This window comes from Cellulomonas soli (assembly GCF_013409305.1).
GTDB lineage: Bacteria > Actinomycetota > Actinomycetes > Actinomycetales > Cellulomonadaceae > Cellulomonas > Cellulomonas soli.
In genome coordinates this window covers 494,884-520,836 of sequence record NZ_JACBZJ010000001.1, presented here as the reverse complement: position 1 = coordinate 520,836, position 25,953 = coordinate 494,884, and the positions used below count along the sequence as shown (strand labels likewise).

The following is a 25,953-nucleotide window of genomic DNA, read 5'->3' as shown; positions in this document are numbered from 1 at the left end:
GGTAGGGCCCCACGATCGTCGGGTCGGACCAGCCGCGGGCCGCCTGGGTGGTCACCCGACGTCGGTGGCCTGCTCCTTGATCTGCCGGAGCGCGTCGTTGAACCCCCGCGGTGTCGCGCTCGAGCCGGCGACCCACCCCACCTCGACCGTGTCGATGTCCACGCCGAGGACGATCTGCCCGATGTCCTCGGCGAAGCGCACCTGCTCGTCGAGCACCGCGGGGTCGGTCGCCGTCGGCGTCACGTCGACCGCCGTGATCGCGTCGGCCGCGAGCGTGACGGTGACCTCGAGCGATGCTGCGCCGTCGTCGTACCAGCCGGTGGCGGTGTACGTCCCGTCCGGGTGGTCGGCGGGGTCCTGCCGGTCGGTGCTGACGGCGCCGTCGGCGCCCGAGCACGCGGCCGTCGTCAGTGCGGACGCGGCGGTGACAAGCAGCAACGCGCGCCGGGCGGGGGTGGTGGACATCGGGCTCCTCCTCGACGGAACGGCAGCGGGATCGGGACGGGCGCGGGGGTTCACGTGAAGAGCCGCCCGGCCAGGTCGGGCGAGGCCTGCGCGCGACCGTCGGCGAGCAGCCGCACCCACGAGAAGTCGAATCGCTCGGCGAGCGGCCGGGGGTCGGCGACGAACAGGGCGGTCGACAGCCCGTCGGCCACCGCGGCGCGGTCGGCGAGGACCCAGGTGGCCAGCACGTCCTGCACGGGCAGACCCGTGCGCGCGTCGAGCAGGTGGTGCACCCCCGGGGCCCACGCCCTGCGGTTGCTCGCCGAGGCGCACAGGGCGCGGTCCTGCAGGTCGACGACGCCGATCACCCGGTGCGCGTCGCGCGGGTCCTCCAGCCCGACGCGCATCGGCGCCCCGCCCGTGCACCGCAGGTCGCCGCTCGCGTCGACCACCGACCGGTCGACCCCGGCGGCGTGCAGCACCCCGCAGACCAGGTCGACCAGGTGCCCCTTGGCGGCGGCACCGAGATCGAGCACGACCGGCCCCTGGGTGAGCAGGTCGCTGCCGTGGTGCCGGACGTGCGTGCCCCAGGCGGCCTGCCGCCCGGCGGTGCCGTGCGCGGACGTGGACGAGGCCATGGACGGAAGGCTGGACGAACAAGTGGACGAGGTCGCGGGGGTGAACGAGTACCGCGCGTCGTACCCCAGCCGCTCGAGGTCGTGACCGACCAGCGGGTCGACCGCGCCGTCGGTCGCGACGTTCAGCTCGTCGAGGAGGTCGAACAGGTCGGCGGCGTGCGCCGGGAAGCGGAACCGACCGCCTTGGGGCGCGTCACGGCAGCGCGAGAGCAGCGAGTCGCCGCGGAACCGGGAGAAGGTCGCCTCGACGTCCTCGACGAGGTCGAGCACGGCCCGCCGGGTCAGCGGGTCGAGGGGTTCGTCCGTGACCACCTGCCAGCTCGTACCGGTGGCCTCGAACCGGAAGCGGTGCGCGGCCGTGACGTCCATGGGGTGCTCCGGGGATCCGCTGGGCAGCAGGTGCGGCCCCCGCGCTCAGGGCTTCACCACAGCCTGGCACGCGGGGCGGCATCGCAGGGCCGGATCGAAGGACCAGGTCACAGCCGTGGTACGGGTCGAGCCGGTCACCACACCGTTCGAGCCGGTCACCACCCCCTGGCGGCGGCCTGCACGAGCCGGTCGCGCACGAGCAGCACGTCCGGGTTGGCCTCCGCACCCGGTCGCAGCACGAGGTGGTTGCGGTTGGTCGGGGCCTCGTCGGGCTCGTGCAGGACCACGAGCCGTCCGGCGGCGATCTCGGCCTCGCACAGGTAGCGCGGCAGGACGCTGCACCCGGCACCGGCCGCCACGGCCGCGACCGCGCCGCGCAGGTCGGGCACGGTGAGCGAGGCGCGCGCCGACAGCCGCTTGCCGAACACGGTCCGCCAGTAGCGGCGGGCGATCGGCAGGTCGTCCGCGTAGGCCACGAGCGGCACGTCGTGGACCACGACGCACGCGCCGTGCTCCTGCAGGCGGGCGTCGACGCGCTGCCTCCATGCAGGGGTGGTGACCAGGACGAACTCCTCGAGGTCCAGGGGCACGCAGGTCAGGGCCCGTCCGGTGGGCCGCCGTGTCGAGACGACGAGCTCGTGCTGGCCGGTGCGCAGCTCGTCGAGCAGCTGGTCGGTCAGCCCGGTGGCGACGTGCAGCTGCAGCCCGTCGGCGACGAGCGGGGCGAGCGCGGGCAGGATGCGGGTGCACACGAGCTCGGCGGGTCCGGCCAGGTGCACGGTGCTGCGGCGTGCACCCGGCGTCCCGCCCTGGCCCTCGAGCCCGGCGGGTCCGTCGAGCGTGGCGAGCGCGTCGAGGTGCGCGGCCACCTGGGCGGCGAGCTCGTGGGCGATCGGGGTCGGTTCCACGCCGCGGGGCAGCCGGGTGAACAGCTCGCGGTCGAGGTGCTGCTCGAGCGTGCGCAGCTGCGTGGTCACGGTCGGTTGCGAGAGGCGGAGCAGGGGGGCCGCGGCGGTGAGCGAGCCCGCGCGGTAGACCGCCAGGAACGTCCGCAGCAGGTTGAGGTCGACGTCGGCCCGGGCGCGGACGGTCGCGGGCGCAGGGGTCAGGGTCACTCGCGGGACCCTACGCGCCGCCGCTCCGTCGCAGCAATAGGGATCGCTATGCCAGCAATCGTGTTCGTGATTGGTGGACGGATGGGTAGCGGGGCTACGGTCGACCAGGCCGCCACCCGCTGGCGGCGCGAGGGCGACGCACCGACGACCCCACGACGAACCCCTGCACCCGGACGGCCGTCCCGTCCGGGTCAGGCTCTGCCCGAGGAGGCAGCATGGCGACGATCCTGTTCCTGATGACCGGCGCCGACCGGTGGACGCTCACCGACGGCACCACCCGCCCGACCGGCTACTGGGCCGACGAGGCGGTGACCCCCTACGAGGCGTTCACCGCGGCCGGCCACGAGGTCGTCGTGGCCACGCCCGGCGGTGTGCTGCCGCCCGCCGACCCCGGCAGCCTGGCGCCCGGCGCCGCAGGCGGGGACGAGGCTGCCGCCCACCTGCGTGCCGTGATCGACGGCGCTGCGCCCTTCCACGACCCGCTCCCGCTCGAGGCGGTCGCGCTCGACGAGGTCGACGCCGTCTACGTGCCGGGCGGGCACGGGCCCATGGAGGACCTCGCCGTGGACCCCGTGGCCGGTGATCTGCTGGCGCGGGTGCTGCGCTCGGGCAAGCCGCTCGGCGTCGTGTGCCACGGACCCGCGGCGCTGCTCGCGGCCACGACCACGGACGGCGCCAACGTGTTCGCCGGGTACCGGGTCGCGGCCTTCACCAACGAGGAGGAGACGCTGTCCGGGACGGCCGCGAAGGCGCCGTGGCTGCTGCAGGACCGGCTGACCGCGGCCGGTGTGGTCGTCGAGGCGGCCCAGCCCTTCGCCTCGCACCTCGTGACCGACCGGACGCTCGTCACGGGTCAGAACCCGGCGTCGTCAGCCGCCGTCGCGGCCGAGCTGCTCGCCCGCCTGGCCTGAGCCCTGCCCTGGGCGCCCCGGCACTCCGCCGCGCCGGGGCGCTCACGCGGGCAGCGTCGGCGCGCTCGCCTCGTCCCGCACGTTCGTCGCGGCCCAGCTGGCCAGGAGGGCGAGCGCGTCGGCGGTGGGGCTGCCCGCCTCGGCGGTGTAGACGAGCATGGTCAGCCCGGGGTCGGCAGGCAGGGGGAGCATGTCGTACATGAGCTCCAGCCGTCCGACGACCGGGTGGTTGATCCGCTTGTTCCCCGTGCGGTGCAGCCGGACCTCGTGCGCGGCCCACCGGGTGCGGAACTCCTCGGACCGGGTGGACAGCTCGCCGATCAGGTCGGTCAGCGACCTGTCGTACGGGTTGCGGCCGGCCTGGGCCCGCAGGATCCCGACCGTGTCGTCGGAGGCGCGCTGCCAGTCGACCCAGAAGTCCTTGGCCGCGGGGTCGAGGAAGGCGAACCGCGCGTGGTTCACCGGACGCACCGGGTCGCGGTAGAGCGGGTCGTACAGCGCCCGGCCGAGCGCGTTCGCCGCGAGGATGTCGAGGCGGTCGTTGCGCACGACGGCCGGGGCGCCCGTCATCGCGTCGAGCATGGCGTGCACGCTCGGGCGCACCGTGGACGTCGGGGTGCGGCGGCGCGTCCGCGCGGACCTCGGCTGCGCCGTGCGGGCGAGGTCCTCGAGGTGCAGGCGTTCGGCCTCGTCGAGCTGGAGAGCCGTGGCGAGCGACTGCAGGACGCTCTCGGACACGCCGCTGAGGTTCCCGCGCTCGAGCCTCGTGTAGTAGTCGCTGCTCACGCCGGCCAGCATCGCGACCTCCTCGCGGCGCAGCCCGGGCACGCGCCGGTTGGCCCCCCATGCCGGGAGCCCGGCCTGCTGCGGGGTGATCCTGGCGCGCCTGGAGGCCAGGAAGTCCCGGATCTCGTCGCGGTTGTCCATGCCACCGACGGTACGGCCCCGGCTGCGGCGCAGGGAGGCCCTGGGAGTACCTGGGAGTGCCGGGGAGCACCCGAGCCGGCCGGGAAGGCGTCGGCCCGGCTGCGCGCGAGGGGCAGCCGGGCCGACGGGGTGCGGCGAGGTCAGTTCTTGGAACCGGCCGCCGTCTGCAGGACCGTGAGCCCCTGGAGGCGACGCAGCGAGGCGTCCATGGCCTCGACGCTGCCGTCGAGGAACACGACGTTGCCGGTGCCCTCCTTGGCGGCGTCCCGGATCGTCTCGGTCCACATCGTGAAGGCGAGCATCTCGGCGCCGACGCCCTGGGCCTCGAGCACCTGCGCGGACTGCGAGATGCCCTTGGCGAGCTCCTCACGGAACTTGGCCAGACCGGCACCGCGCAGGCGTGCGGCCTCGGCCTCGGACTCGGCGGCGATCTTGATGGCGGCGCCCTCGGCCTCGGCGGCCTTGGTCCGGGCGATCAGCAGCGCCTGGCCCTCGAACTCCGCGGCGGTCTGCGCGTTCTTCGCCGCGACGACGCGCGACATGGAGGACATGACCTCGGCGTCGAACTGGATGTCGTTGACCGTCAGGTCGACGAGCGTGTAGCCCCACGAGCCGAGCTGCTCGTCGAGGTTCGCCTTGGCGTGCTGCACGATGTCGGTGCGCAGCCCGAGCACCTCGGCCTGCCGCTTGGTCGCGACGAACTCGCGCACGGAGGCCTCGACGGCGCTGGTCAGCGCGACCCCGAACGAGTTGGCGTCGATGAACTTGAACGCGACGAGCTGCACGGTCTGGGGGCTGTGGTCGGAGACCGTGAAGATGATCGTGGCCGTGAAGTGGACGGCTGCCTGGTCGCCGGTGATCGCGGAGAACTGCAGCTGTGCGGTCTGGTTCTGCACCGGGACGCGGCGGTGCACCTTCTCGATGAACGGGATGAGCACGTTGAGGCCCGGGTTCAGGACCCGGCGGTACTTGCCGAAGACGGTGACGACGGCGACGTGCGCCTGGTCGACGGTCTTGAGCGTCCTGCCGAGGACGATCAGGACGATGAGGATCCCGACGACGGGGCCGAGGATCTGCGAGACGGGCATGGGGAGCCGTGTCCTTCCGTGGACGAGCTGGGTGCGAACGGTCGATTCCAGCACACATCCCGATGTCGGATGTGGGGCATATGTCACAGATGTCCGGATCGGACGACGTGCCGGTGCTCCGTCCCGACGCCGCGTGGCAGGGGCGCTCGTGCGGCCTCCTCGGTCAGCAGGCCTCTCAGCGTGAGCTGCACGGCACGACGGACGGCGGTCGGCGCGGACGTCGACGGTTCGAGCGCGATGACGCCCTCGACCATGGCGAACGTCAGCAGCACGTCCTCGAGCGTGACGTCCTCGCGGATCGTGCCGTGCGCCCGCGCGGCCGTGAGGGCCGAGCCGAGCAGCGCCCGCGCCCGCCCGCCGATCTCCGTGAGGCGTGCGGACCCGTCGGGGGCGGTGCGCAGCACCGTGAGCAGCCCGGGCGTGTCCAGCTGCAGCTCGCTGATCTCGACGACCAGGTGCACGAGCCGCGTCGGTGCAGGCAGTGCGGCGACGTGCGCGGCCAGCGCCGACACCCGGTGGGTGTACACGGCGGCCACCAGTGCGGCCCGGTCGGGGAAGTGCCGGTACAGCGTCGCGCGACCCACGCCGGCCCGTGCCGCGACCTGCTCGAGGGCGGCCGCGGCCCCCTGCTCGCGGAACACGTCCTCCGCCGCGGCGACCAGTCTCGCCCGGTTGCGCACCGCGTCCTGACGTTCGCCCATCCCTGGAGCGTAGGTCGCGCCCGGTTGCCGTGCGGGTGGTGGTGGTGCCGACTAGGGTGAGGAAACGGACGCCGTCGTCCGTTTCCTGCGGCCGGCTCCACCAGGGCGAACGTCCCCGGGCACCGACGCGCGCGAGGAGATCGGGATGACCTTCGACTACGTGGTCGACGTGGTGGTCGTCGGGAGCGGATCGGCAGCGGCGACCGCGGCGCTCGCGGTCAAGGAGCACGGCCACGAACCGCTCGTGCTGGAGAGCACCGAGCTGTTCGGCGGGTCGTCGTCGATGTCGGGCGGCGGGCTGTGGGTCCCCGACAACTCCGTGCTGCGCGAGGCCGGCGTCCCCGACTCCTACGCCCTGGCCCGCACCTACATGGACGAGGTCATCGGCGACGTCGGGCCCGCCAGCTCCCCGCAGAGGCGGCACGCGTTCCTCACGCAGGGCCCGGCCATGGTCGACTTCCTGCGCGGTCTGGGCATGCGGTTCGTGCACGCACGCGACTACGCGGACTACTACCCGGAACGACCCGGCGGGCTGGCCGTCGGCCGTGGCATCGAGGGCGTCCGCTGGGACGTGCGCAAGCTCGGGCCGTGGCGGGGGCGCCTGCGCGGCGAGGTGCCGCTGCCCGTGCACACGTCCGAGGTCGCCAAGATGCTCGTCTCGCTGCGCACGCTCGACGGGTTCCTCACCGCCGCCAACGTCGTCGGCGTGCAGACCGTCGGCGCGAGCCTGCTCGGCAAGCGGCTGCGCGGCCTCGGGAACTCCCTCATGGGGCAGCTGCTGTACCTGCTGGTCGAACGGTCCGTGCCGATCTGGCTGAGCTCGCCCATGACGGAGCTGATCACGCAGGACGGTGCCGTCGTCGGTGCGGTCGTCGACCACGACGGACGGCGGATGCGCGTGGGTGCCCGGCACGGCGTGATCCTCGCCGCCGGCGGGTTCGCCCAGGACGACGCGATGCGGCAGCAGTACCACCCGCACCCGATCGGCACCGCCTGGACCAGCGCGAACCCCGGCGACCGGGGCGACGCGGTCAAGGCCGGCATGGCGCTCGGAGCGGCCGTCGCGCTCATGGACGACGCCTGGTGGGGGCCGTCCGTGATCGGGCCCGACGGCAAGGCGATGTTCCTGCTCGGCGAACGGTCGCTGCCGCACGGCTTCGTCGTCGACTCCAGCGGGCAGCGGTTCATGAACGAGTCCGAGTCGTACGTCGACGCCGGGCACCACCAGTACGCGCGGCACGCCGTCGTCGACGCGATCCCCGCGTTCCTCGTCATCGACTCCCGGCACCGGCGCCGCTACCCCTTCGGCCTGGCGCTGCCGGGCATCACACCCAAGAAGTTCCTCGAGTCCGGCTTCATGGTGAAGGCCGACACGCTCGACGAGCTGGCCGTGGCGATCGGCGTCGACCCGGTCGGCCTGCTCGACACCGCGGCGCGGTTCGCGACGTTCGCACAGACCGGCGTCGACGAGGACTTCGGCCGCGGCGCCAGCGCGTACGACCGGGTCTACTCCGACCCGCGCGTGCGACCGAACCCCAACCTCGGCGCGGTCAGCCGCCCGCCGTTCTACGCGGTGCGCGTGTGGCCCGGCGACCTGGGCACCAAGGGCGGCTTGCTCACCGACGAGCACGCGCGCGTGCTGCGCGAGGACGGCTCGGTCATCGCGGGGCTGTACGCGGCGGGCAACACCTCCGCCTCCGTCATGGGCAACACCTACCCCGGACCGGGCTCGACCATCGGTCCGGCGATGACGTTCGGCTACGTCGCAGGTCGGCACGCCGCGGCCGGGACGGTCACCGGTGCCACCGGCGAGACATCCGCCGACGCGGTCCAGCGGTAGGCAGGGCGCCGGCACGGCAGCCCGCCCGCACACGGACGGGCCAGGGCACGCAGCAGAGGAGGCCGAAGGTGCGGATCAGGGGTGCGGTGCTCGTCGTCACCGGAGGCGGCAACGGGATCGGCCGGGAGGTGGTGCTCGCGCTGCTCGCCCGCGGTGCACGGGTCGCCGCGCTCGACCTCAGCGCGGACGGCCTGGCAGGGACGGTGCAGCTCGCGCCGGACGCCGCCGACCGGCTCACGACGCACGCGCTCGACGTGACCGACCGAGCGGCCGTCGCCGCGGTGCGCGGGGACGTGCTGGCCGCGCACGGGCACGTCGACGGGCTGATCAACGTCGCCGGCATCATCCAGCGGTTCGCACGGGTCGCCGACCTGGAGTACGCGGAGATCGAGAAGGTCATGGCGGTCAACTTCTGGGGCGTCGTCGCCACGACCAAGACGTTCCTGCCGGACCTGCTGTCCCGGCCCGTCGCCAGCCTGGTCAACGTCTCGAGCATGGGGGCGCTCGCGCCCGTGCCCGGGCAGTCGGCCTACGGGGCGAGCAAGGCCGCGGTGAAGCTGTTCACCGAGGGCCTGTACGCCGAGCTTCGGGGCACGAAGGTGGCCGTGACCGTGGTGTTCCCCGGCGGCGTGGGCACGGACATCGCGCAGCACTCCGGGGTCACGATCCCCGGCATGGAGAGCAGGTCGGCGGCGGCGTCGAAGCTCACCAGCCCGGCGGAGGCCGGCCGGCAGATCGTCGAGGCCGTCGAGAAGGGCACGTTCCGGGTACGCATCGGTGGCGACGCCCGGATGCTCGACCGGCTCTCGCGGCTGCTGCCGACGCGTGCCGCGGGGATCGTCGCCGACCGGATGAAAGCGCTGCTCGACGGCTGAGGAGGCCTCACACGCGCGCGAGCTGCTCCTGCGGCTCGTCGACGGGACCGTGCTCGTCGAGAGGACCGTGCTCGTCGACAGGGCCCTGCTCGTCCACAGAGCCGTGCTCGTCGACCCGACCCTGCGGGATGACCTGCGACGCCTGCGGCAGGCGGGACGTGCCCACGCGGGACAGGCGCCCGAGGCACACGGCGGCCGCCGCACCCACGACGACCCAGCCCGCCAGGACGTCGATCGTCCAGTGGTTGCCCGTGACCAGCACGTCGAACGCGGTGGTCAGCGCGTAGAGGACCCCGACCGCCCGGAGCGTGCGGGACCGCGTGCTGACCCAGACGGCGATCGCGACCCACAGGGACCAGCCGGCGTGCATCGACGGGAACGCCGCCAGCTCGTTCGTCATGTCGGCCATGCCCCGGGGTGCCGAGGCGTGCGCGCCCCACCAGCCGTGGTCCGCGGTCGCCGCGAGCATGTCCTGGATCGGGCCGTCGACGAGCCGCGGGGGAGCGGTCGGCAGCAGGAAGAACACCACCAGGGCGATCACCGTCGCGAGCACCAGGGTGTTGCGGAGCGCGGAGTAGGCCGTGCGCCGCCGCCGGTACAGCAGGAAGAGCATCCCGCCCGTCACCACGAAGTGCGCCGAGGCGTACCAGAAGCTCGCAGCGACGGACCAGCCCTCGCTCCCCATCACCGAGCGGTTCAGCGTGAGCTCGACGTCCAGGTGCAGCGGTCCCTCGAGCTGCAGGATGGAGTCGGCCGTCGCGGTCGCCGCGGCGAAGGTGTGGTCCGCGAACGACCGGGTCGTGGAGTAGACGGTGTACAGGACCGCGAGCATGAGGATCTCGGCGAGCCCGGCGTGCCGGGCGTGCAGGCGACGCACACGGTCGACGAGGCGGTCACCGAGGTGGTCGGGTGCGGCGTGCGCCGGGTCGGTGGTGCTCGGCGCGCTCACCGCGTGGATCGTTCCCATGGCTCCTCTGACGGCACGACGGCTCTGCCCGCGCCACGACCTGACGTCGGGGCGGCTCGCACCGGTGATGATCATCCTGGTCCGCGGGGGCGTCGCGCATCGGCCTGACGTCGTACCCGGCGTACGCGTCCTGGTGTACACCAGGAGGAGGCCGAGGCTCCACCTCGCGACGGACGGGCGTGTCGTCGCGACCGGCCCGGCCACCGCACCCCGGAGGGTGCAGGGACCGGGCCGGGTCGCGCCGGGTCGGGTGCCGTCGGGGTACCGGTCAGGCGGTCCCGCAGGTCAGCGCGGCGAACGGCACGTCGTAGCGCTGCCCGACGTCCGTTCCGCGGACCGTGGCCGTGGCTGTCACGGTGACGGTGCCGGCCGGCACCGAGGGCGCCCCTGTGCGGAACGTCTCGGTGACGGACCTGCCGGCAGCGACCGACCGGCGCAGGCCGTTCCCGGAGGGCGTCGACACCTGCACGCGGGTGGTGCGGGTCTCGAGGTTGCGGGCCTCGACCGTCAGCCGCACCGTGCCCCGCACGCAGGTCGTCGTGACCTCGACCTGCGTGCGCACCGCGTTGTCCACGTGCACGCCGGAGACCGTGACCGGTTCGGCCGCGTTCCCGGCCCGGTCCTCGGCCGTCGCCGTGAGCACGTAGGTGCCGTTGGTGACCTGCGCGGTGTCGAGCGTGGTGGACCACGCGCTTCCCGAGACGCTGGCCCTCGCGGTCGCGAGCGCCTGACCGGTGGCACCGTGCGCCCCGGACCGGCGCAGCGTGAGCGTCACGGTCTCGACGTCCGAGCTGTCGTCGGTCGCGGTGCCGGTGATCGTCAGGGCCCCGTGCACGCTCGTCCCGGGGGCGGGGGCCGTGACGGCGAGCACCGGTGCCGTCCGGTCGACGGGCGTGCTGCTGGAGAACGCGGTCAGGGTGATCGCGTCGATGTCCGGCGCCCAGGCCGAGCGCAGCAGCACGTCCGGGAAGGTGTCGGAGATGAGCGTGCTGCCGTCGAACGACGGCTGCTCGCCCGAGCTGAACGCGAGGCTGTTGGTGCCCGCGTCCAGGTGCACCGGCACGGTCAGCTCCCAGAAGCTGTTCGCGTGGAACGTGTGCGGGAACAGCACGCGCTGCGCAGCACCCCCGTTGACCGACAGGTCGGCGTGCCGGGCCAGCGGGTCCGGGTTGTAGTGCGTGGCCGGTGACTGCTCCGGGTTGGAGTAGCGCACGGTCATCGCGTACGTGCCGGAGCGGGCGACCTGGACCTGGAACGTCAGGCCGTTGGTGTTGCCCGGGTCGCCGCCCACGCCCGTGACGGCCTGACCGCCCTGAGCCAGGCTGCGTGCGGCGACCGTCGCCGTGCCCGTGACCTGCGCGTCCTCGGCCTGGAAGGTGGCCGTGGCGAGCGTGCCGGTGCCCGCGGCGACGCGCAGGCGGTCGACCGCGAGCGTGCCCTTGGTGCCGGTCACGGTCACCTTGTTGATGCCGCCGGACAGCACGACGGACGCGCTGGTGGACCGGGTCAGGGGTGCGAGCTCGGTGCCGTTGACGGTCACGGTGGCGGTGCCCTTGCCGGTGGTGTCGATCGCCAGGGTGTGCTCGGCGTCGTCGGGGGAGTAGACCCAGAACGTCGCCGTGCCGCCCTTGGTCACCTTCACGGTGCCGCCGCCCGAGGCGTCGCGCGTGCCGTAGTCGGTGCGGGCGCCGCCGGACAGGTCGGCGTGCTCGGCCTCGTACACGTCGGTCGCGTCCGCGGCGGGGGTCGGGGTGAGCTCGATCTTGTCGAGGATCGTGTCGCCCTTCGTGGTCCCGGTGCCGTCGAGGCTGGTGGCTGCGAGCGTGAGCGTGTGGGTGCCGGCGGTCAGGTCGACCGTCGTGTCGGTGTGGTCCCAGACCACCCACTTGTAGCCCAGCGGCAGGAACAGCTCCTGCTCGGCGGCGCCGTCGACCGTGAGGAAGACGTTGGTCGGTCCCTGCTCGGCCACCAGCGGGTAGGTGTTGAGCGTGCTGGCGAAGACCGACAGGTCGTAGGTGCCGTCCGCGGGGACGTCCACCTGGAAGGCGAGCCGCCCGTCCGAGCCGGTACGCAGGCCTCCGACGTCGTAGCCGCCCGACGTGTAGAACTTCGAGACGTCCGCCGGGGAGCCCTCGGGTCCGTTCTTGGAGTACCCGGACCCGGTGTAGGTGGCGTCCTCCGCCTCGTACACCCCGCGCCAGGCCGCGCCGACGGTGTCCGCCGAGGTGTCCGCCGAGGCGTCGCCCGCCCGTGCGCTGCTCCCGGGGCTCAGGATCACCTCGTACGCGCTCGACGCGTCGAGCGCGGGCAGCGCGCCGCCGAAGTCCAGCGCGACCGAGCCGTCGGTCACCGGCACCTGCAGGTCGGCCACGACCTGCGGCTCGCCGGAGTCGCCGATCTGCCCGGTCCAGCGGATCTCGCTGACCTGCACGTGCACGGTGGAGCCGAAGACGTCGGCGGGGACGTCGTCGAACTGCACCCACGAGTCGCCGGACGCACCGCCCAGCAGCAGCCGCGACTGCCGCTTGTCGGTGTCGAGCGTGGCCACGCCCTGCAGCGAGTAGCTGGTGCCGGGCGAGGGCGGGGCCACCTCGACGGTGTGGCCCGACATCGAGCCGTACGCGTTGTACAGCCACCACTGGCCGTTGGCCCGGTTGGCCTGCACGGCCGAGTCGGACAGGTTCCCGTCGATGTTCCAGTAGGCGATGTCGGCGTCGACCTTCGACTCCTCGATCGCGGAGATCCACTGGATCATCTGGCCGGGCACGGACGTGTGGTAGTTGTACGCGTACTCGTTGATGTTGATCGGCAGCTGCGTGCCCGCCAGGTCGGTCCCGGCGAACGCCTGCGCCTCCCACGTGCGGTAGCGGGCCACCGAGGTGCGGATCGTGGCGGGGTTGCTCAGCTCGTGCCACGTGATGACGTCCGGCACGGTGCCCTCGGCGACCACGTGCGTCAGGAAGCCCTGCACCTGGCCGAACAGCACGGACGTGTTGGGGCCGGCGATGCGGGCGTCGGGCATCTTCGCCTTGATCATCCGGTACGTCTCGTCCCACGCGGCGAGGTAGTCGGTCGGGTCGGACAGCCAGCTCGTGCCGTCCAGGCTCCACTCGCCGGTGCCGAACATGTTGCCCTCGGGCTCGTTGAACGGCACGAAGACGATGTTGTCCCGGTACTCCTCGTCGAGCTGGAGCACCTGGTCGACCTGGGTGGCCAGCTTCGCCAGGTAGGTCGACAGCTTCTCCTGCGGCGTGCTGCCCTCCCACTGGTAGGGGAACCCGCGGTGGATGTCGGTCATGTAGATGTACACGTCGCCGTCGGTGGAGTCCGCGAGCGGCTTCACGACCTCGAGCGCGTCGGCGCCGGGGTGCTGGGGGCCGTCCTGCGCCTTGGTCGAGACGGTCGAGACGTGCATGCCCTCGATGAGGTTGGTGGTCGGCAGGCCCTCGCCGTACACCCCGTACAACGTGCCCGACGCCCCGCCGTGGAACGCCCCGGTGTCGGTGCCCAGGTCGACGACGAGCTCGCCGGGCTTGATGACGGTGACGGTCGCGGTCACCGCGGTGCCGGCGGCGTCGCCGTGCACGGTGAACGTGCCGCGTGCGGCGTAGTCGGCAGGGTCGACCGCGTCCCAGGCGACCGCGACGTCGCGCGCGTACCCGTCGGAGAACGCCCCGCGCACGCTCGCGGGCAGGACGGGTGCGGTCCCGATGCCGGTCCGTACCGCGAAGTCGGTCTGGCTGACGCCGGTCAGCGTGGGCACGCCGCCCGGCACGAGCTCGGCGACCTGGGCCGGGGTGAGGGCCGCGTGGTAGACCGCGAAGTCGTCGACCGCACCGTGGAACAGGGGGTCGGCGTAGAACGAGCGACCGATGAACCCGGCGCCCGTGGCGGTGTCGGTGAGCAGCTCGTCGGCGGTGGCGGTCGTGGCCACCGAGGAGACGGCCGCGCCGTCGAGGTAGGTCGTCAACCGGTCGGCCGCGGTGTCGAGCGTGACGGTCAGGGTGCTCCACCGGGTGGCGGGGAGTGCGGCGGAGCCGGTGACGGTCGCCTCGCCGCCCGCCCAGCTGGTGGTCACGGCGGAGCGCAGCACCCCGTCGCCGTTGGCGGGGGTGCTGAACAGGTAGCGGCTGGTGTCGGTGCCCAGCGCGTAGACCCACTGCCAGGGCGAGGCGTCGCCGGACCACAGGACGCGGGTCGAGACGGTCAGGTCGGTGGCGCCGTCGACGACCGCACGCGGAAGCGTCACGTAGGCGCCGGTGGAGGATGCGGCGCCGCCGGGCAGGGCGAGCGCGTGGCCGCCCGTCGCGGCACCGTCGACGACGGCCGCGGTCGTCGGGTTGACGAGGGTGCCGTCCAGCCCGTGCCCGGACACGTCCGGCACGGCGGGGCCCGCGGTGGCGGACTCGAAGTCGTAGTGCACCGCCGGGGCCGGCAGGTCGGCGTCGGCCGCCGCCGCGGTGGGTGCGGGTCCGGCGGTCAGTCCGGCCGCGCAGAGCGCGGTGACGGCGAGCATCGGGAGGGCGAGGGGGCGTGGGCTGCGTGTTCGTGGCGTCATCGCGCGGGCTTCCTGTCGTCGGGCGGGACCCGGCGGGGTGCCTCGGACGCGACGTCGCCGCACGTCCGGCCGCGACGTCGCGGCATGACGCAGGCGCCGAGCACGTCGTCGTGCCGGGTGCTGTCTGCGGGTGAAGACGGGTTGGTGAACCGGTTCGCTAACCGGTGGTTGCGACGCTAGGGGGTGAAGTTTGGCCCGTCAACCCGTGCGGCAGAACTCGTCGCCACTCGTCGATGCAGCACCGACGGGCGCGCTGCGACGCGCCGGTGAGCCCCTCGCCCCGCGGCTCCTTGCCCCGGCCGTGGCCCGCCCCTACGGTGACGGCGGGACCGGCGCCAGTGACCGGACGGACGAGGACGACCGGGGGCTGACCAGTGGCGACGATCGGCGACGTGGCGCGGGTCGCCGGGGTGTCCCGCAGCACGGCCTCCTACGTGATGACCGGCAGGCGCACCATGTCGCCCGCCACCCAGGAACGCGTCCGGGAGGCCGCCCGCAGCCTCGGCTACACGCCGAACGCCGGCGCACGCGCGCTGGCGACCAAGCAGACGATGGTCATCGGCCTGCTCGCCCAGTTCCTCGAGGACGAGTTCGCCCCCGCGATGCTGCAGTACATCACCGGGGTCACCGGGACCGCGCGCGAGCTCGGCTACGACACCCTGCTCGTCTCCGAGCCCGACGGCGCCCACGCGCTCAAGCGGCTCACCGACTCACGCATGGTCGACGGCGTCGTACTGCTCAACGTCGCCCACGACGACGACCGGCTCCCGGTGCTGCGGGCCACCGACGTCCCCGGGGTGCTCATCGGCCTGCCGGGCGACCCGTCCGGGCTCGACGTGTTCGACCTGGACTTCGCCGAGTCCGGCCGGATGATGGTCGAGCACCTGGCCGCCCTCGGGCACCGTGAGCTCGCGCTCGTCACCCAGCCCGAGCACGTCGTCGCCCGTGGCGGCGCCTACGTCTGGCGCCTGCTCGACGCCGCGCAGGAGGAGGCGCACCGGCGCGGGCTGCGCCTGCACGCGGTGCCGGGAGCCTCGGGTCAGCCGCAGATCGGCCAGGACCTGCACGCGCTGCTCGACACCCACCCGGCGGTGACCGGCCTGCTGCTGCACAACGAGGCCGCGGCGGCCGCGCTGCCGTCGGTCATGTACGCACGTGGGCTGCAGGCACCTCGGGACCTGTCGGTCGTGGGCCGCTACTCCGACGAGTTCGCCCGCACGTTCTCCCTGCCGTTCTCCTCGATCGAGAGCGCACCCGACCGGTTGGGCCAGCTGGCCGTCCGACGCCTGCTGCACCGCATCGGCGCGCCGGGTGACGGGTCGCCGCCGCAGGTCCTGCTCCTCGCCCCCGAGCTCGTCGACCGGGGCAGCACCGGCGCGCCCGCGCCCCGCTGAGGCGGGCGCTCGGGCGGGCTCAGTCGCCGAGGCCGTGCCCGAGCCCGGTCAGCGCGAGCGTGCGACCGGTGCTCACCAGGTCCTCGCCGGTCAGCCCGGGCCAGCCGTGCACGGCGGCACGCCAGACGGCGGGCACGGCGTCGACGCCCCAGCGAGCCCCGAGCAGCGCGCCCGCGATCGCGGCCACGGTGTCGGTGTCCCCGCCGAGGTGCACGGCCGCCTGCAGGCCGTCCTCGAGGTTCTGCGTGGGGGAGCGCTGCTCGTCGTGGGTCGTCGCGATCGCGTGCCACGCGGCCTGGAGCGCCGTGACGGTGAAGCCGTTGGGCCGCAGGCCGGGTGCCGCGCCCGGTGCGGTGGCCTGGGCGATCCACGCAGCCCAGTCGTCCCGGCGCTCCGGCGGGAGCAGGTCGAGGCCCGCGGCGGCGTCCAGCCGCTGCTCGGTCGCGGCGACGCGGATGGCCTCGCACCACAGCACGCACGACTCGCCGGCCAGCGGGTCGGTGTGCGTGAGCTCGGCGACCAGGCGGGCGGCCTGCGCGGTGGCCTCGCGGTCGTCGAGCGCGGCGACGCCGACGGGGCCGGTCCGCATGAGCGCGCCGTTGCCCGCCGTGCGGCCGGTCTCGGCGTGCAGGGCCCGGGCTGCGGCGGCCAGCCGCTCGGCCGGTCGCCCGGGCAGTCGCCGCGAGCGGCGCAGGACCTGCGCGGTCTGGATGCCGACGTCGGTGGCGCCCGCGTCGATCCATCCCTCGAACGCGAGCGCGACGGCGTCGAGCGCATCCCGCGTGCGCAGGTCGGCCCCGGAGGCGGCGACGCGGGCGACGCAGACGGCCATCTGCGTGTCGTCGCTCCACTCGCCCGGTGCGTAGGGGCCGAGCCCGCCGCCGATCATCAGCGCCGGGCCGGCGGGCACGGCGGACATCTCGTACGGCACGCCCAGGGCGTCGCCGCAGGCCGAGGCCAGGAGTGTCCCGGCGCCGGCCTGCGCGGCACGCTCCGCGTGGTCGGCGGCGTGGTCGTCGGCGGGGCGGTCGGGCGTGGATGAGCTCGTCACGTCGCCGACCCTAGCGGCCGTGGGTCAGGCGGCCGCGACCAGGTCGAACGGGTTGCCCTCGGGGTCGGTGAGGGTGACCCAGCTGGTGCCCGCGGTGACCCGACCCAGGCGCCGGGCGCCGAGCCGGACGAGGCGGTCGGACTCGGAGGTGAGGTCCGGGGTGACCAGGTCGAGGCGCAGCGCGCCGTGCACCGGGTGCCCGTCGAGGACCTGCTCGAAGACGATGCGCGGGGCGTGCTCGACCGGGTCGTCGAGCAGCTCGGCGCGTGCGGCGCTCGCACCGGGCGCGAGGTCGCGGCCGAGGACGGCGGCCCAGAAGACCGCTGTGGCGTGGGCGTCGTGGGCGTCGAAGGTGAGTCCGCGGAAGGTGCTGGCCATGGGTGGCTCCTGTCGGGGGGGCGAAGGGGTCGGGAGAGGGTGTGGGCGGCCGGGCCGCCGGTGGTGGGGGTGGTGGAGGTGCGGCGTCGACGTCCCGGGGCATTCGTCGTACCCTGGAGCGGAGGCGCCTCCGTTTGTGCCCTCACTCTAAGCGGAGGGTCCTCCGTTCAGCAAGAGGAAAGCGAGATCCCGTGTCCACCGCACCCGCCCGAGCCCCGCGCGCCGACGCGCAGCGCAACCGCGAGAAGCTGCTCGCCGTGGCCGCCGCCGCGCTCGCGGAGGACGGCGACGTCCCGCTCGAGACCATCGCGGCGCGCGCGGGCGTCGGCATCGGGACGCTCTACCGGCACTTCCCGCAGCGCAACGCGCTCGTCGAGGCCGCGTACCGGCAGGAGGTGCAGCAGCTGTGCGACGCCGCACCGGAGCTGCTCGCGCCCGGCCGACCTGCCGTGGAGTCGCTGCGCGAGTGGATGGGTCGCTTCGTGCGCTACGCGGCGACCAAGCGGGGCATGGGCGCCGCGCTGCGCGCGGCCGTGGGCACCGACTCCCCGCTCTTCGGCGAGACGCGCGAGCGGATCGTCGGGGCGCTCGCGGTGCTCCTGCAGGCAGGCGCGGTCGACGGCACGATCCGGCAGGACGTCGGTGCCGAGGACGTCCTGCGCGCGATGGGCGCGGTGTGGTCCGTCGGCTCGGGTCCGGAGTGGGACGAGCAGGTGCGCCGGCTCCTCGACCTCGTCGTCGACGGCCTGAGGTTCGGGGCGAGCGCCCGCTGACACGCGTCGAGCGCCCGCCCCGGGAGGGACGGGCGCTCGACGTCGCAGGTCAGGTCAGGGCTCAGAGAGCCAGTGCGACCGTGAACCCTGCGTTGATCGCCTCGCCGACCTTCGCGGGCTTCACGCAGTCACCGAGCGCGTGCACGTTCGCACGACCCGCGAGGGCGTGGACGAGCGCGTCCGCCGGGCGCACGCCGAACGCGGTGACGACCGTGTCGGCCTCGACCGTGCGCACGCCGTCCGGGCCGGTCAGCGTCACTCCGAGGGCGTCAACCCCGGTGACCGTGTGCCCGGTCAGCGACGTCACGCCGTGCTCGGCGAGCTGGCGCAGCAGCGTGATCCGGTTGATCAGCAGCATGTCGCGGGCGATCTCGTCGGCCATCTCGACCAGCGTGACCTCGTGCCCGTCCTGCGCGAGCTCGAGCGCGGCGTCCGCGCCGGACAGGCCGCCGCCGGCGACCACGACGCGACGGCCGACGGGTGCGCCCTGGTGGAAGTCGAGCACGCCGACGACCGTGGGCCCGTCGATGCCGGGGATCGAGGAGGGCACCAGCGGCACCGAGCCGGTCGCGACCACGATCGCGTCCGCGTCGGCCAGCACGGGGGAGTCCGCGGTGATCGCGTGGCCCAGGTGCACGGTGACGGGCAGGTCGGCGATCTGCCGCTCCCACCAGCCGACCATCGCCCGCAGCTCCTTCTTGAACTCCGGCGTCGCGGCCGGCCACAGGACGCCGCCGAGCACGTCGGACTGCTCGTAGACGTCGACCCGGTGGCCGCGCAGGCCCGCGACGCGTGCGGCCTCGAGCCCGCCGGGGCCGGCGCCGACGACCACGACGTGCTTGGGCGCGTCCGTCGGGGTGATGGCCCGCTCGAGCTCCATGCCGACCTGCGGGTTGACCGCGCAGCCCAGGGGCAGGGCGAAGAACGCGTTGCCGACGCACATCGAGTTGCAGCGGATGCACGGGCGGACGTCGCCGCGGCGGCCCTGCGCGAGCTTGCGCGGCATGTCCGGGTCGGCGATGAGGCCGCGACCGACCCCGACGAAGTCGGCCTGGCCGGCCTCGAGCAGCGCCTCGCCGTTCTCGGGCGTGAGGTTGCCGACGGCCATCACGGGGATGTCGAGCACCTCCTTGAGCGTGGCGGCCGCGCCGACCATGCAGGCGTCGCCCAGGTAGTAGGGCGGGAAGACGTAGTCCATCGCCTCGTAGGAGCCGTCGTCGGCGATCATCAGGTCGAGGCCCGCGTCCTGCAGGATGACCGCGATCTGGCGCGACTCGGCGGCGGTGCGCCCGCCGGGGAACCGGTGGTCGACCGACAGGCGGAACGAGACGGGCAGGCCGGGGGCGGCGGCCTTGATGGCCTGCAGGATCTCGACGGCGAACCGGCAGCGGTTCTCGACCGAGCCGCCGTACTGGTCCTCGCGCCGGTTCCAGACGGGCGAGAGGAACTGGTCGACGAGGTAGCCGGTGTGCCCGTGGATGTCGATCGCGTCGATGCCGGCGGCGGCGGCACGCGCGGCGGCCTCGCCGTGGCGGCGGACGATGAGCGCGATCTCGTCGATCTCGAGCGGGCGACAGGTCACGTCGGGCTGCGAGAAGTGCGGGTTGTCGGACGCCGAGATGGGAGCCAGGTTCGGGTCGACGACGTTGATGTTGCGGCCGAGCCCGGCGGTCAGCTGCAGGCTGACCAGCCCGCCGACCGCGTGGATCGACTCGGCCAGCGCGGTCAGTCCGGCGATCGACTCGTCGGTGTCGACGCGGCACAGGCCCGGGTTGATGTGCTCGAAGTCCTGGGACACGGCGCTGATGCCGGTCATGACCAGGCCGGCTCCACCGGCGGCACGCGCGGTGTAGTAGGCGATCTCACGCTCGGTGAACAGGCCCTCGTGGGTGCCCATCTCGGTGCCCATGGGCGCCAGGACGATCCGGTTCGGCAGCTCGAGCGAGCCGATGCGGCCGGGGGAGAGCGTGCGGTCGAAGGAGGCGCGCGGCGCCTGCAGGTCGACGGGGACGGCGGTCATGGTGCCCTTCCTCCCGGGGCGGGGGTCGGGGGCGTCCGCGCCGGGTCTCCAGGCCGATTCTTTACCGCGTGGTAGGTGATGGGGCAGGTCGATGGTCCCGTCAGGGGGAACCGGTCGCGACGGTGGTGGCGAGCCCTCCTTCGTCACCAACGCCGCGACCGGGTACGCCCGCGAACGGGCGTCGTCACCCCTGACATGTCAAGAGGAGGCATGACGTGACGCGCAAATACTGTGACGTCCACCACAGGCGCACAGCGGGCCCCCAGGTGAGAGGGCTCCGGTTTCGTTGAAGGTACCGGTATACAAAACCTACCGTCGCTCGTGCGGGGCGATCGACGCCCCCTGATGAGGAGGCGACGACCATGGACAACCACGCAGCACCGCTCGCAGGCAGGACCGTCCTGGTGATCGGCGGAGCCCGAGGACTCGGACGCGGCATCGCGGAAGCCGCCGCGCGCGCCGGCGCCGCCGTGGTCGTCGGCGCCCGTGACGCCGACCGCGCCGCGCAGGTCGCGGCCACGCTACCCGGGGCGACCTCGGCGCTGATCGACATCGGGGACGAGCGCAGCATCGCCGAGGCCGCGGCCACGTTCGACCGGCTCGACCACGTCGTCGTCACAGCCTCGGCCCACCACGACGTGCCCGTCACCGGCTACCAGCACGACGCGGTCGTGCGCGCCTTCCAGGCCAAGGTCATCGGGCCGATGCTCGTCGCCAAGCACCTCGCCCCCCGGCTCGCCCCGGACGGGTCGATCCTGCTGTTCTCCGGCGTCGCCGCCTGGAACCCCTCCCCGGGCTACACCGTCATGGGCGTGACCAACGCCGCCGTCGCCGCGCTCGCGACGCACCTGGCGGTCGAGCTCGCCCCCGTGCGGGTGAACGCGATCTCGCCCGGCATCGTCGACTCCGGCACCTGGGACACCCTGGGCGAGGGCGCCAAGGCCTCGTTCTTCGCCGGGGCCGCCGGCGGGACGCTCGTCGGCCGCGTCGGCCGGACCGACGACATCACCGAGGCCGCCCTCTGGCTGCTCACCGCCGGGTACGTCAGCGGTGAGACGATCCACGTCGAGGGCGGCGCGCGGCACGCCTGACCAGGGGGATTCGCCCGGGGTGGAGGGGTGGCGCGCGGTCGGCCGTTGCGGAGTCGCGGTCCCCAGGCGCTCGTCGGTCGCACGGCGACCCACCGCGGGCGAATCCTCGGGGCGGCTGCGCAACTGCCCCGGAGCAGTCGACGTGCTGGCCCCGACGCGCGACCCGCTACGCCTACACCTGCCGAGAGCCGAAGAGCCTGGCTAGCCTCGCGGCATGACGCAGGACGGCCCGGCCTCAACCCGCATCATCAACACCGGCCTGGTCTGCCTCGCGGCAGTCGGCGGGATCCTCATCTGGTCGATCGCGTCCCATGTCCCCAACGATGGGATCTGCGCCGCGGTCCTTCCTGTCCCCAGGGCGTGCGACACGGCACTTCGACAGATGTGGGCGGTCCATTGGATCCTGTCGCTCGCGGCAGTCGGCATTCTCGGCGTTCTTTCGGTGCGCCAGATGTGGCTTCGCGGCCGTCGGGCCGTTCTGACGACGCTGGCAGCGGAGAGCTTTGTGATCGCTCTTGCTTGCCTGGCGGTGCGCCCGTAGGTCAGAGGCGACCGGTCGCAGTCGCACGGGTGGTCGCCTCTGTAAACAGGCGGTCATTGGTCTGCAATAGGCCCGCTCAGCACATGCATGATGCGAACCAGCACCGGCGCTTCCGCGTACGGTCGCCCGCACTCCTGTGAGGCCGGATGGGGCTTGCTGCGGTGGTGGTGGGGGAGGTGTGGGTGCGGTCGGAGATGGCGAAGGTGCCCACGGCACCGCCGGGGTTGGTGGGTTCGGCCAGGGCGTAGAGGGCGGCGGTGCTGGTGCGGGTCACGCCGACGTCGAGGGCGAAGCACGTGCGTTCGTCGACCGAGTTCTACTCGCTGTAGTCGAGGGTGCCGTCCTCGTTGACCACCAGACGCCAGTCGGGGCACGCGGGCTTCTCCACCCGCCCGACCAGGTCGCCGTCCTCGGTCTTGACCACGATCGCCGTGCCCTTGCACTCGTCTGTCGCGAGCACCTTGGCCGAGTCGCCACCAACGACCACCTCGTACGGCCCACCGTCGCCTTCGAGTGTGATGACCACGGTGTCGTCGAGCCGGTTCTCGTAGGACACCGCGGCGTAGCCCGCGTCGTAGACGCACCCGGTCAGGAGTCCGAGCGCTGCAAGGCCTCCCAGGGCCGCGATGTGTCGCCTCATGCCGGCACCTCCTCGTCGAGTCGTGCTCGCCTCATCGTCATCATGGTTCAGACCGGGCTTCCCGAGGTGCTCGCGGTGGTGGGGTGGTGTGGGTGAGCCGCTGAGTTGCACTCGTCCCCGCTGAACAGGCGGCGTCGCTTCCAGATCGGGCCGCCGGACCGCGACCGTGCGCGGGCGCCGACGGGCAGAATGGCTGGTCACACCATCGATCGACAAGGAGTGCGTCGTGACCGAGCCCGCTGTGCCCTCGCGTGACAAAGAGCGAGAGCTCGCCCTCAAGCGGGTGCGCGCACGCCGCGACCTCACGACGCACGCCGTCACGTACGTGGTGGTCAACTCGTTCCTCGTGCTGGTCTGGTGGGTGACGACGCCGAACGGCAACTTCTGGCCGATCTGGGTGCTCGGCGGCTGGGGGATCGGCCTGGCGCTCAACGCGTGGGAGGTGCTCGGCCGACGCCCGATCACCGAGGCCGACATCGACCGTGAGCTGCGCCGCGGACGGCCGCAGGACTGATCAGCCGGCGTCCGTCGTCAGGACGATCACGGCATCGGCCCCGACCCGACCCGTCAGGCACGAGGCCACCCGCTCCACGTCCGAGCGGGTGGCGGACTCGACGAAGGTGAGCGCCGTTCTCGTGGACGGCAGGTCGGCGCTGGAGGTGACCACCGCGACGGCCTCGTCGTCGAGGCAGTCGTCGAGGTCGTGGAAGCCGGTTGCCACGGCGATCGTCCACGGGCCCTCGTCCGGCACGTCCACACCTTCTCGGTCCGGGACGAGCGCTGTGGCGGCGGCGCCCAGCACGAGCACGACGGCCAGCGCTGCGATGCCGTGCGTCCGGTTCATGGGGTGCGCACGTCCCAGCGGTCCTGGGCGTCGAGGATCTCGGGCACGTGGGACTCGGCCCACTCGCGCACGCCCTGCAGGGGGACGAGCAGGGACCGGCCGAGCGGGCTCAGGCGGTACTCGACGCGTGGCGGGTTCTCGTCGTAGGCCTCGCGGAGGACCAGGCCGTCCTGCTCCAGGGCGCGCAGGGTCTCGGTGAGGGCCTTGGGGGTGATGCCCTGCACGTACTGCTTGAGCTCGGTGAAGCGCATGGTGTCCTCGGCCAGCGCGGTCACCACGAAGATCGACCAGCGCGCACCGATCCGGTTGAGGACCACCCGGCTGGGGCACGTCGCGGCCATGATGTCGTACGCCTTGCCCATGCCTGCAGTGTGGCGCACGGACGCGAGCAGGTCACCGACCGGGTCCTCCCGGGAGGGCGGGAGTCGTCGGTCGGTGACCTGCTGGTCGGGTGGGAGCGAGGTCAGGCGACCGGGATCCCGCCAACCTCGGTGACCAGCGCGTCGAGCGAGTCCAGGTCGAAGCCGGCCAGGCCGAAGCCGGCCAGCACCCGCACCGGCATGTCGCCCATCATCGAGGCGAGGGTCTCGTCGACCTCGGGTGCTTCACCCTCGGGCGCCAGCGCGGCCTGCAGCAGCGGGCCGCCGACGGGGTGGGTGGTCCACTCCGTGTAGGTGGAGTCGGGGGTCAGGACGCCCCACAGGGGCTCACCGGTCACCTCGACGTCGGTCGCGGTGCGGATGTCGCGGGACGAGGCGCCGACCTCGACCCGGAACGTGCCGGACTCGACGACCCAGCGGCCCAGGCCCGGGTGCCAGAAGGAGAGGTCACGCGCGTCGAGCGTGACGACGACCTCCTGCGACGCACCGGCCTCGAGGCTCACCTTGCGGAACGCCTTGAGCTCGCGGACGGGTCGCAGCACCGAGGACTGCGGGTCGCCGACGTACACCTGCACGATCTCGGAACCCTCGCGCTCACCGGTGTTGGTGACCGTGAGGCGCACCTCGACGCTCGCCTCAGGGCCCTCGCCGCGCACCGTGGCCTGCACGTCGGAGTAGCCGAACGTGGTGTAGCCCAGGCCGTGGCCGAAGGGGTAGGCGACGGCCACGTCGCGCGTGTCGTACCAGCGGTAGCCGACCAGGACGCCCTCGCCGTAGCGCACGTGCCCGAGCTCGCCGGGGAAGTTGCCGAACGCTGCGGTGTCCTCGATGCGGTGCGGGATCGTCTCGGCCAGCCGACCGGCCGGGGCGAGGGTGCCCAGGAGCATGTCGGCGACGGCCGACCCGCCGGCCTGCCCGCCCAGCCAGGTCTCGAGCACGGCGGGCGCGAGGGCCTCCCACTCGACCGTCACGGTCGAGCCGTTGGCGAGCACCACGACCACCCGCTCGCAGACCTGCGCGACGGCGCCCAGGACGCTCACCTGGTTGGCCGGCAGCGCCAGCGTGGTCCGGTCGTAGCCCTCGGACTCGTCCGCGGCCGGCAGGCCCAGGAAGAGCACGACGGTCCCGGCCGAACGGGCCGCCTCGACCGCCGAGGCCAGCAGTGCGTCGTCGTCGCCGGCCGGTCCGCCGGTGATCGTGAAGCCCGCCTCGAACGGCACGTCGGTCCCGGTGGCCGTGCGCAGCGCGGTCAGCGCGTCGTCCAGGCGGGTCGGGTTCACCTGCGAGGAGCCCGCACCCTGGTAGCGGGGCGTGCGCGCGAACTCGCCGACCACGAGCAGGCCCGCCGAGTCGCCCGGGCGCAACGGCAGCAGCGGTGCGCCGCCGACCGGCTCGTTCTTCAGCAGCACGGAGCCTGCGGCCGCGGCCTCGCGGGCGAGCGCGTGGTGCGTCTCGACGTCGAACGTGCCCGGGTCGCCCAGGGCGGGGCCGGACAGGGCGACCATGCGCAGCACGCGACGCGCGGCGATGTCGAGCACCGACTCCTCGAGCCGGCCCTCGCGGACCGCGGCGACGACCTCGGCGTCGGTGCGACCACCGGTGCCGGGCATCTCCAGGTCCAGGCCGGCGGCGACCGCGGCGACCCGGTTGCTGACGGCGCCCCAGTCCGAGACGACCAGGCCCTCGAAGCCCCACTCGTCGCGCAGCACCTGCGTGAGCAGCCAGTGGTCCTCGGAGGCGTAGGTGCCGTTGATCCGGTTGTAGGAGCACATGACGGTCCACGGCTGGGCCTGGGTCACGACCCGCTCGAACGCCGGCAGGTAGATCTCGCGCAGCGTGCGCTCGTCGACGTCGGCCGACACGCGCATGCGGTCGGTCTCCTGGTTGTTGGCCGCGTAGTGCTTGAGCGAGGTGCCCACGCCCTGGCTCTGGATGCCCTGCACGATCGCGGCGCCGAGGTCCCCGGCGAGCGCCGGGTCCTCCGAGAAGTACTCGAAGTTGCGGCCGCACAGCGGTGAGCGCTTGATGTTCACGCCCGGGCCGAGCAGCACGGCGACCTCGTTGGCGCGGGTCTCCCGACCGAGCGCCTCGCCGACGCGGCGCAGCAGGTCGACGTCCCAGGTCGAGCCGAGCGCCGCGGCCGGCGGGAAGCAGGTGGCGGGCACGGAGCTGCCGATGCCGAGGTGGTCGGAGGCGCCGGTCTGCTTGCGCAGGCCGTGCGGGCCGTCGGTCACCATGACGGACGCGACGCCGAGGCGGTCGACGGGCTCGGTCGTCCAGAAGTCCTGGCCGGACGTCAGTGCGGCCTTCTCCTCGAGCGTGAGCTGGGCGAGCAGCCGGTCGATCGCGGCCTCGTCGACGGCGCCGGTCGTGTCGGGTGTGGTGGTCATGAGGTCTTCCTTGCTGGG

The 25,953-nt window shown here is 73.4% G+C and carries 23 protein-coding genes; 8 read left to right on the top strand and 15 right to left on the bottom strand.

Annotation, left to right across the window (positions count from 1 at the left end; translation table 11 throughout):
* Window positions 1–51 precede the first annotated feature (51 nt).
* The 3 genes from BKA22_RS02325 to BKA22_RS02315 all read right to left on the bottom strand — a co-directional run bounded on the left by BKA22_RS02325 (window position 52) and on the right by BKA22_RS02315 (window position 2,566).
* On the bottom strand, window positions 52–465 hold the full coding sequence (locus BKA22_RS02325; RefSeq protein WP_179561609.1) for a hydantoinase B/oxoprolinase family protein: 414 nt from the start codon (window positions 463–465) through the stop codon (window positions 52–54).
* A gap of 50 nt (window positions 466–515) precedes the next feature.
* Window positions 516–1,451, bottom strand: a complete 936-nt coding sequence (locus BKA22_RS02320) for an FAD:protein FMN transferase (RefSeq protein WP_146951271.1) — start codon at window positions 1,449–1,451, stop codon at window positions 516–518.
* A gap of 155 nt (window positions 1,452–1,606) precedes the next feature.
* A complete protein-coding gene (locus BKA22_RS02315) occupies window positions 1,607–2,566 on the bottom strand; it encodes a LysR family transcriptional regulator (RefSeq protein WP_179561608.1) in 960 nt (319 codons plus the stop codon).
* A gap of 215 nt (window positions 2,567–2,781) precedes the next feature.
* On the opposite strand from BKA22_RS02315, the gene BKA22_RS02310 reads away from it, so the two are divergent.
* Complete coding sequence (locus tag BKA22_RS02310; RefSeq protein ID WP_146951270.1) at window positions 2,782–3,477, top strand: type 1 glutamine amidotransferase domain-containing protein; 696 nt, start codon at window positions 2,782–2,784, stop codon at window positions 3,475–3,477.
* A gap of 42 nt (window positions 3,478–3,519) precedes the next feature.
* Here the strand turns inward: BKA22_RS02310 and BKA22_RS02305 are convergent, their stop codons facing one another.
* From BKA22_RS02305 to BKA22_RS02295, 3 genes are all read right to left on the bottom strand, one after another.
* The gene (locus BKA22_RS02305) at window positions 3,520–4,404 is read right to left on the bottom strand and encodes a helix-turn-helix transcriptional regulator (RefSeq protein WP_146951269.1); all 885 of its coding nucleotides are present in this window, start codon (window positions 4,402–4,404) and stop codon (window positions 3,520–3,522) included.
* A 140-nt stretch (window positions 4,405–4,544) separates the two neighbouring features.
* Window positions 4,545–5,492, bottom strand: a complete 948-nt coding sequence (locus BKA22_RS02300) for an SPFH domain-containing protein (RefSeq protein WP_146951268.1) — start codon at window positions 5,490–5,492, stop codon at window positions 4,545–4,547.
* An 83-nt stretch (window positions 5,493–5,575) separates the two neighbouring features.
* Window positions 5,576–6,193: a TetR/AcrR family transcriptional regulator gene (locus tag BKA22_RS02295; protein WP_146951267.1), complete on the bottom strand. Its 618-nt coding sequence runs from the start codon at window positions 6,191–6,193 to the stop codon at window positions 5,576–5,578.
* A 145-nt stretch (window positions 6,194–6,338) separates the two neighbouring features.
* On the opposite strand from BKA22_RS02295, the gene BKA22_RS02290 reads away from it, so the two are divergent.
* Window positions 6,339–8,033, top strand: a complete 1,695-nt coding sequence (locus tag BKA22_RS02290) for an FAD-binding protein (RefSeq protein WP_146951266.1) — start codon at window positions 6,339–6,341, stop codon at window positions 8,031–8,033.
* 68 nt (window positions 8,034–8,101) lie between these two features.
* Complete coding sequence (locus tag BKA22_RS02285) at window positions 8,102–8,908, top strand: SDR family NAD(P)-dependent oxidoreductase (RefSeq protein WP_146951265.1); 807 nt, start codon at window positions 8,102–8,104, stop codon at window positions 8,906–8,908.
* Between the two features lie 7 nt (window positions 8,909–8,915).
* Here the strand turns inward: BKA22_RS02285 and BKA22_RS02280 are convergent, their stop codons facing one another.
* Window positions 8,916–9,875 (bottom strand): phosphatase PAP2 family protein, encoded by a 960-nt coding sequence (locus tag BKA22_RS02280; protein WP_179561607.1) that lies wholly within the window; start codon window positions 9,873–9,875, stop codon window positions 8,916–8,918.
* A gap of 268 nt (window positions 9,876–10,143) precedes the next feature.
* Window positions 10,144–14,433, bottom strand: coding sequence for a LamG-like jellyroll fold domain-containing protein (locus tag BKA22_RS02275; protein ID WP_179561606.1), 4,290 nt, complete (start codon window positions 14,431–14,433; stop codon window positions 10,144–10,146).
* A gap of 392 nt (window positions 14,434–14,825) precedes the next feature.
* Between BKA22_RS02275 and BKA22_RS02270 the strand changes: the two genes are divergently transcribed.
* Window positions 14,826–15,827 carry a LacI family DNA-binding transcriptional regulator gene (locus BKA22_RS02270; RefSeq protein WP_262926905.1) on the top strand — a complete coding sequence of 334 codons (1,002 nt, stop codon included), beginning with the start codon at window positions 14,826–14,828 and terminating at the stop codon, window positions 15,825–15,827.
* A 19-nt stretch (window positions 15,828–15,846) separates the two neighbouring features.
* On the opposite strand, the gene BKA22_RS02265 is transcribed toward BKA22_RS02270, so the two are convergent.
* Window positions 15,847–16,878, bottom strand: a complete 1,032-nt coding sequence (locus BKA22_RS02265; protein ID WP_146951262.1) for an ADP-ribosylglycohydrolase family protein — start codon at window positions 16,876–16,878, stop codon at window positions 15,847–15,849.
* 24 nt (window positions 16,879–16,902) lie between these two features.
* Complete coding sequence (locus tag BKA22_RS02260) at window positions 16,903–17,256, bottom strand: VOC family protein (RefSeq protein WP_146951261.1); 354 nt, start codon at window positions 17,254–17,256, stop codon at window positions 16,903–16,905.
* 191 nt (window positions 17,257–17,447) lie between these two features.
* Here BKA22_RS02260 and BKA22_RS02255 point away from each other — a divergent pair, with 191 nt between their 5' ends.
* Window positions 17,448–18,029: a TetR/AcrR family transcriptional regulator gene (locus tag BKA22_RS02255; RefSeq protein WP_146951532.1), complete on the top strand. Its 582-nt coding sequence runs from the start codon at window positions 17,448–17,450 to the stop codon at window positions 18,027–18,029.
* A 61-nt stretch (window positions 18,030–18,090) separates the two neighbouring features.
* Here BKA22_RS02255 and BKA22_RS02250 read toward each other — a convergent pair whose 3' ends face one another.
* Window positions 18,091–20,049, bottom strand: a complete 1,959-nt coding sequence (locus BKA22_RS02250) for an oxidoreductase (RefSeq protein WP_146951260.1) — start codon at window positions 20,047–20,049, stop codon at window positions 18,091–18,093.
* Between the two features lie 362 nt (window positions 20,050–20,411).
* On the opposite strand from BKA22_RS02250, the gene BKA22_RS02245 reads away from it, so the two are divergent.
* Window positions 20,412–21,140: an SDR family oxidoreductase gene (locus BKA22_RS02245; protein WP_146951259.1), complete on the top strand. Its 729-nt coding sequence runs from the start codon at window positions 20,412–20,414 to the stop codon at window positions 21,138–21,140.
* 214 nt (window positions 21,141–21,354) lie between these two features.
* Window positions 21,355–21,681, top strand: coding sequence for a hypothetical protein (locus BKA22_RS02240; RefSeq protein ID WP_146951258.1), 327 nt, complete (start codon window positions 21,355–21,357; stop codon window positions 21,679–21,681).
* Between the two features lie 316 nt (window positions 21,682–21,997).
* On the opposite strand, the gene BKA22_RS02235 is transcribed toward BKA22_RS02240, so the two are convergent.
* Window positions 21,998–22,321, bottom strand: coding sequence for a hypothetical protein (locus tag BKA22_RS02235; protein WP_146951257.1), 324 nt, complete (start codon window positions 22,319–22,321; stop codon window positions 21,998–22,000).
* Between the two features lie 226 nt (window positions 22,322–22,547).
* Between BKA22_RS02235 and BKA22_RS02230 the strand changes: the two genes are divergently transcribed.
* The gene (locus tag BKA22_RS02230) at window positions 22,548–22,835 is read left to right on the top strand and encodes a 2TM domain-containing protein (RefSeq protein WP_179561605.1); all 288 of its coding nucleotides are present in this window, start codon (window positions 22,548–22,550) and stop codon (window positions 22,833–22,835) included.
* Here BKA22_RS02230 and BKA22_RS02225 read toward each other — a convergent pair whose 3' ends face one another.
* The 3 genes from BKA22_RS02225 to BKA22_RS02215 all read right to left on the bottom strand — a co-directional run bounded on the left by BKA22_RS02225 (window position 22,836) and on the right by BKA22_RS02215 (window position 25,935).
* Window positions 22,836–23,165 carry a hypothetical protein gene (locus BKA22_RS02225; protein ID WP_146951255.1) on the bottom strand — a complete coding sequence of 110 codons (330 nt, stop codon included), beginning with the start codon at window positions 23,163–23,165 and terminating at the stop codon, window positions 22,836–22,838.
* Window positions 23,162–23,527 (bottom strand): winged helix-turn-helix transcriptional regulator, encoded by a 366-nt coding sequence (locus tag BKA22_RS02220; RefSeq protein WP_146951254.1) that lies wholly within the window; start codon window positions 23,525–23,527, stop codon window positions 23,162–23,164. Before BKA22_RS02220 ends, BKA22_RS02225 begins: the two co-directional genes overlap by 4 nt.
* Before the next feature lie 101 nt (window positions 23,528–23,628).
* Window positions 23,629–25,935 (bottom strand): aryl-beta-d-glycosidase, encoded by a 2,307-nt coding sequence (locus tag BKA22_RS02215; protein WP_146951253.1) that lies wholly within the window; start codon window positions 25,933–25,935, stop codon window positions 23,629–23,631.
* Window positions 25,936–25,953: the final 18 nt, after the last annotated feature.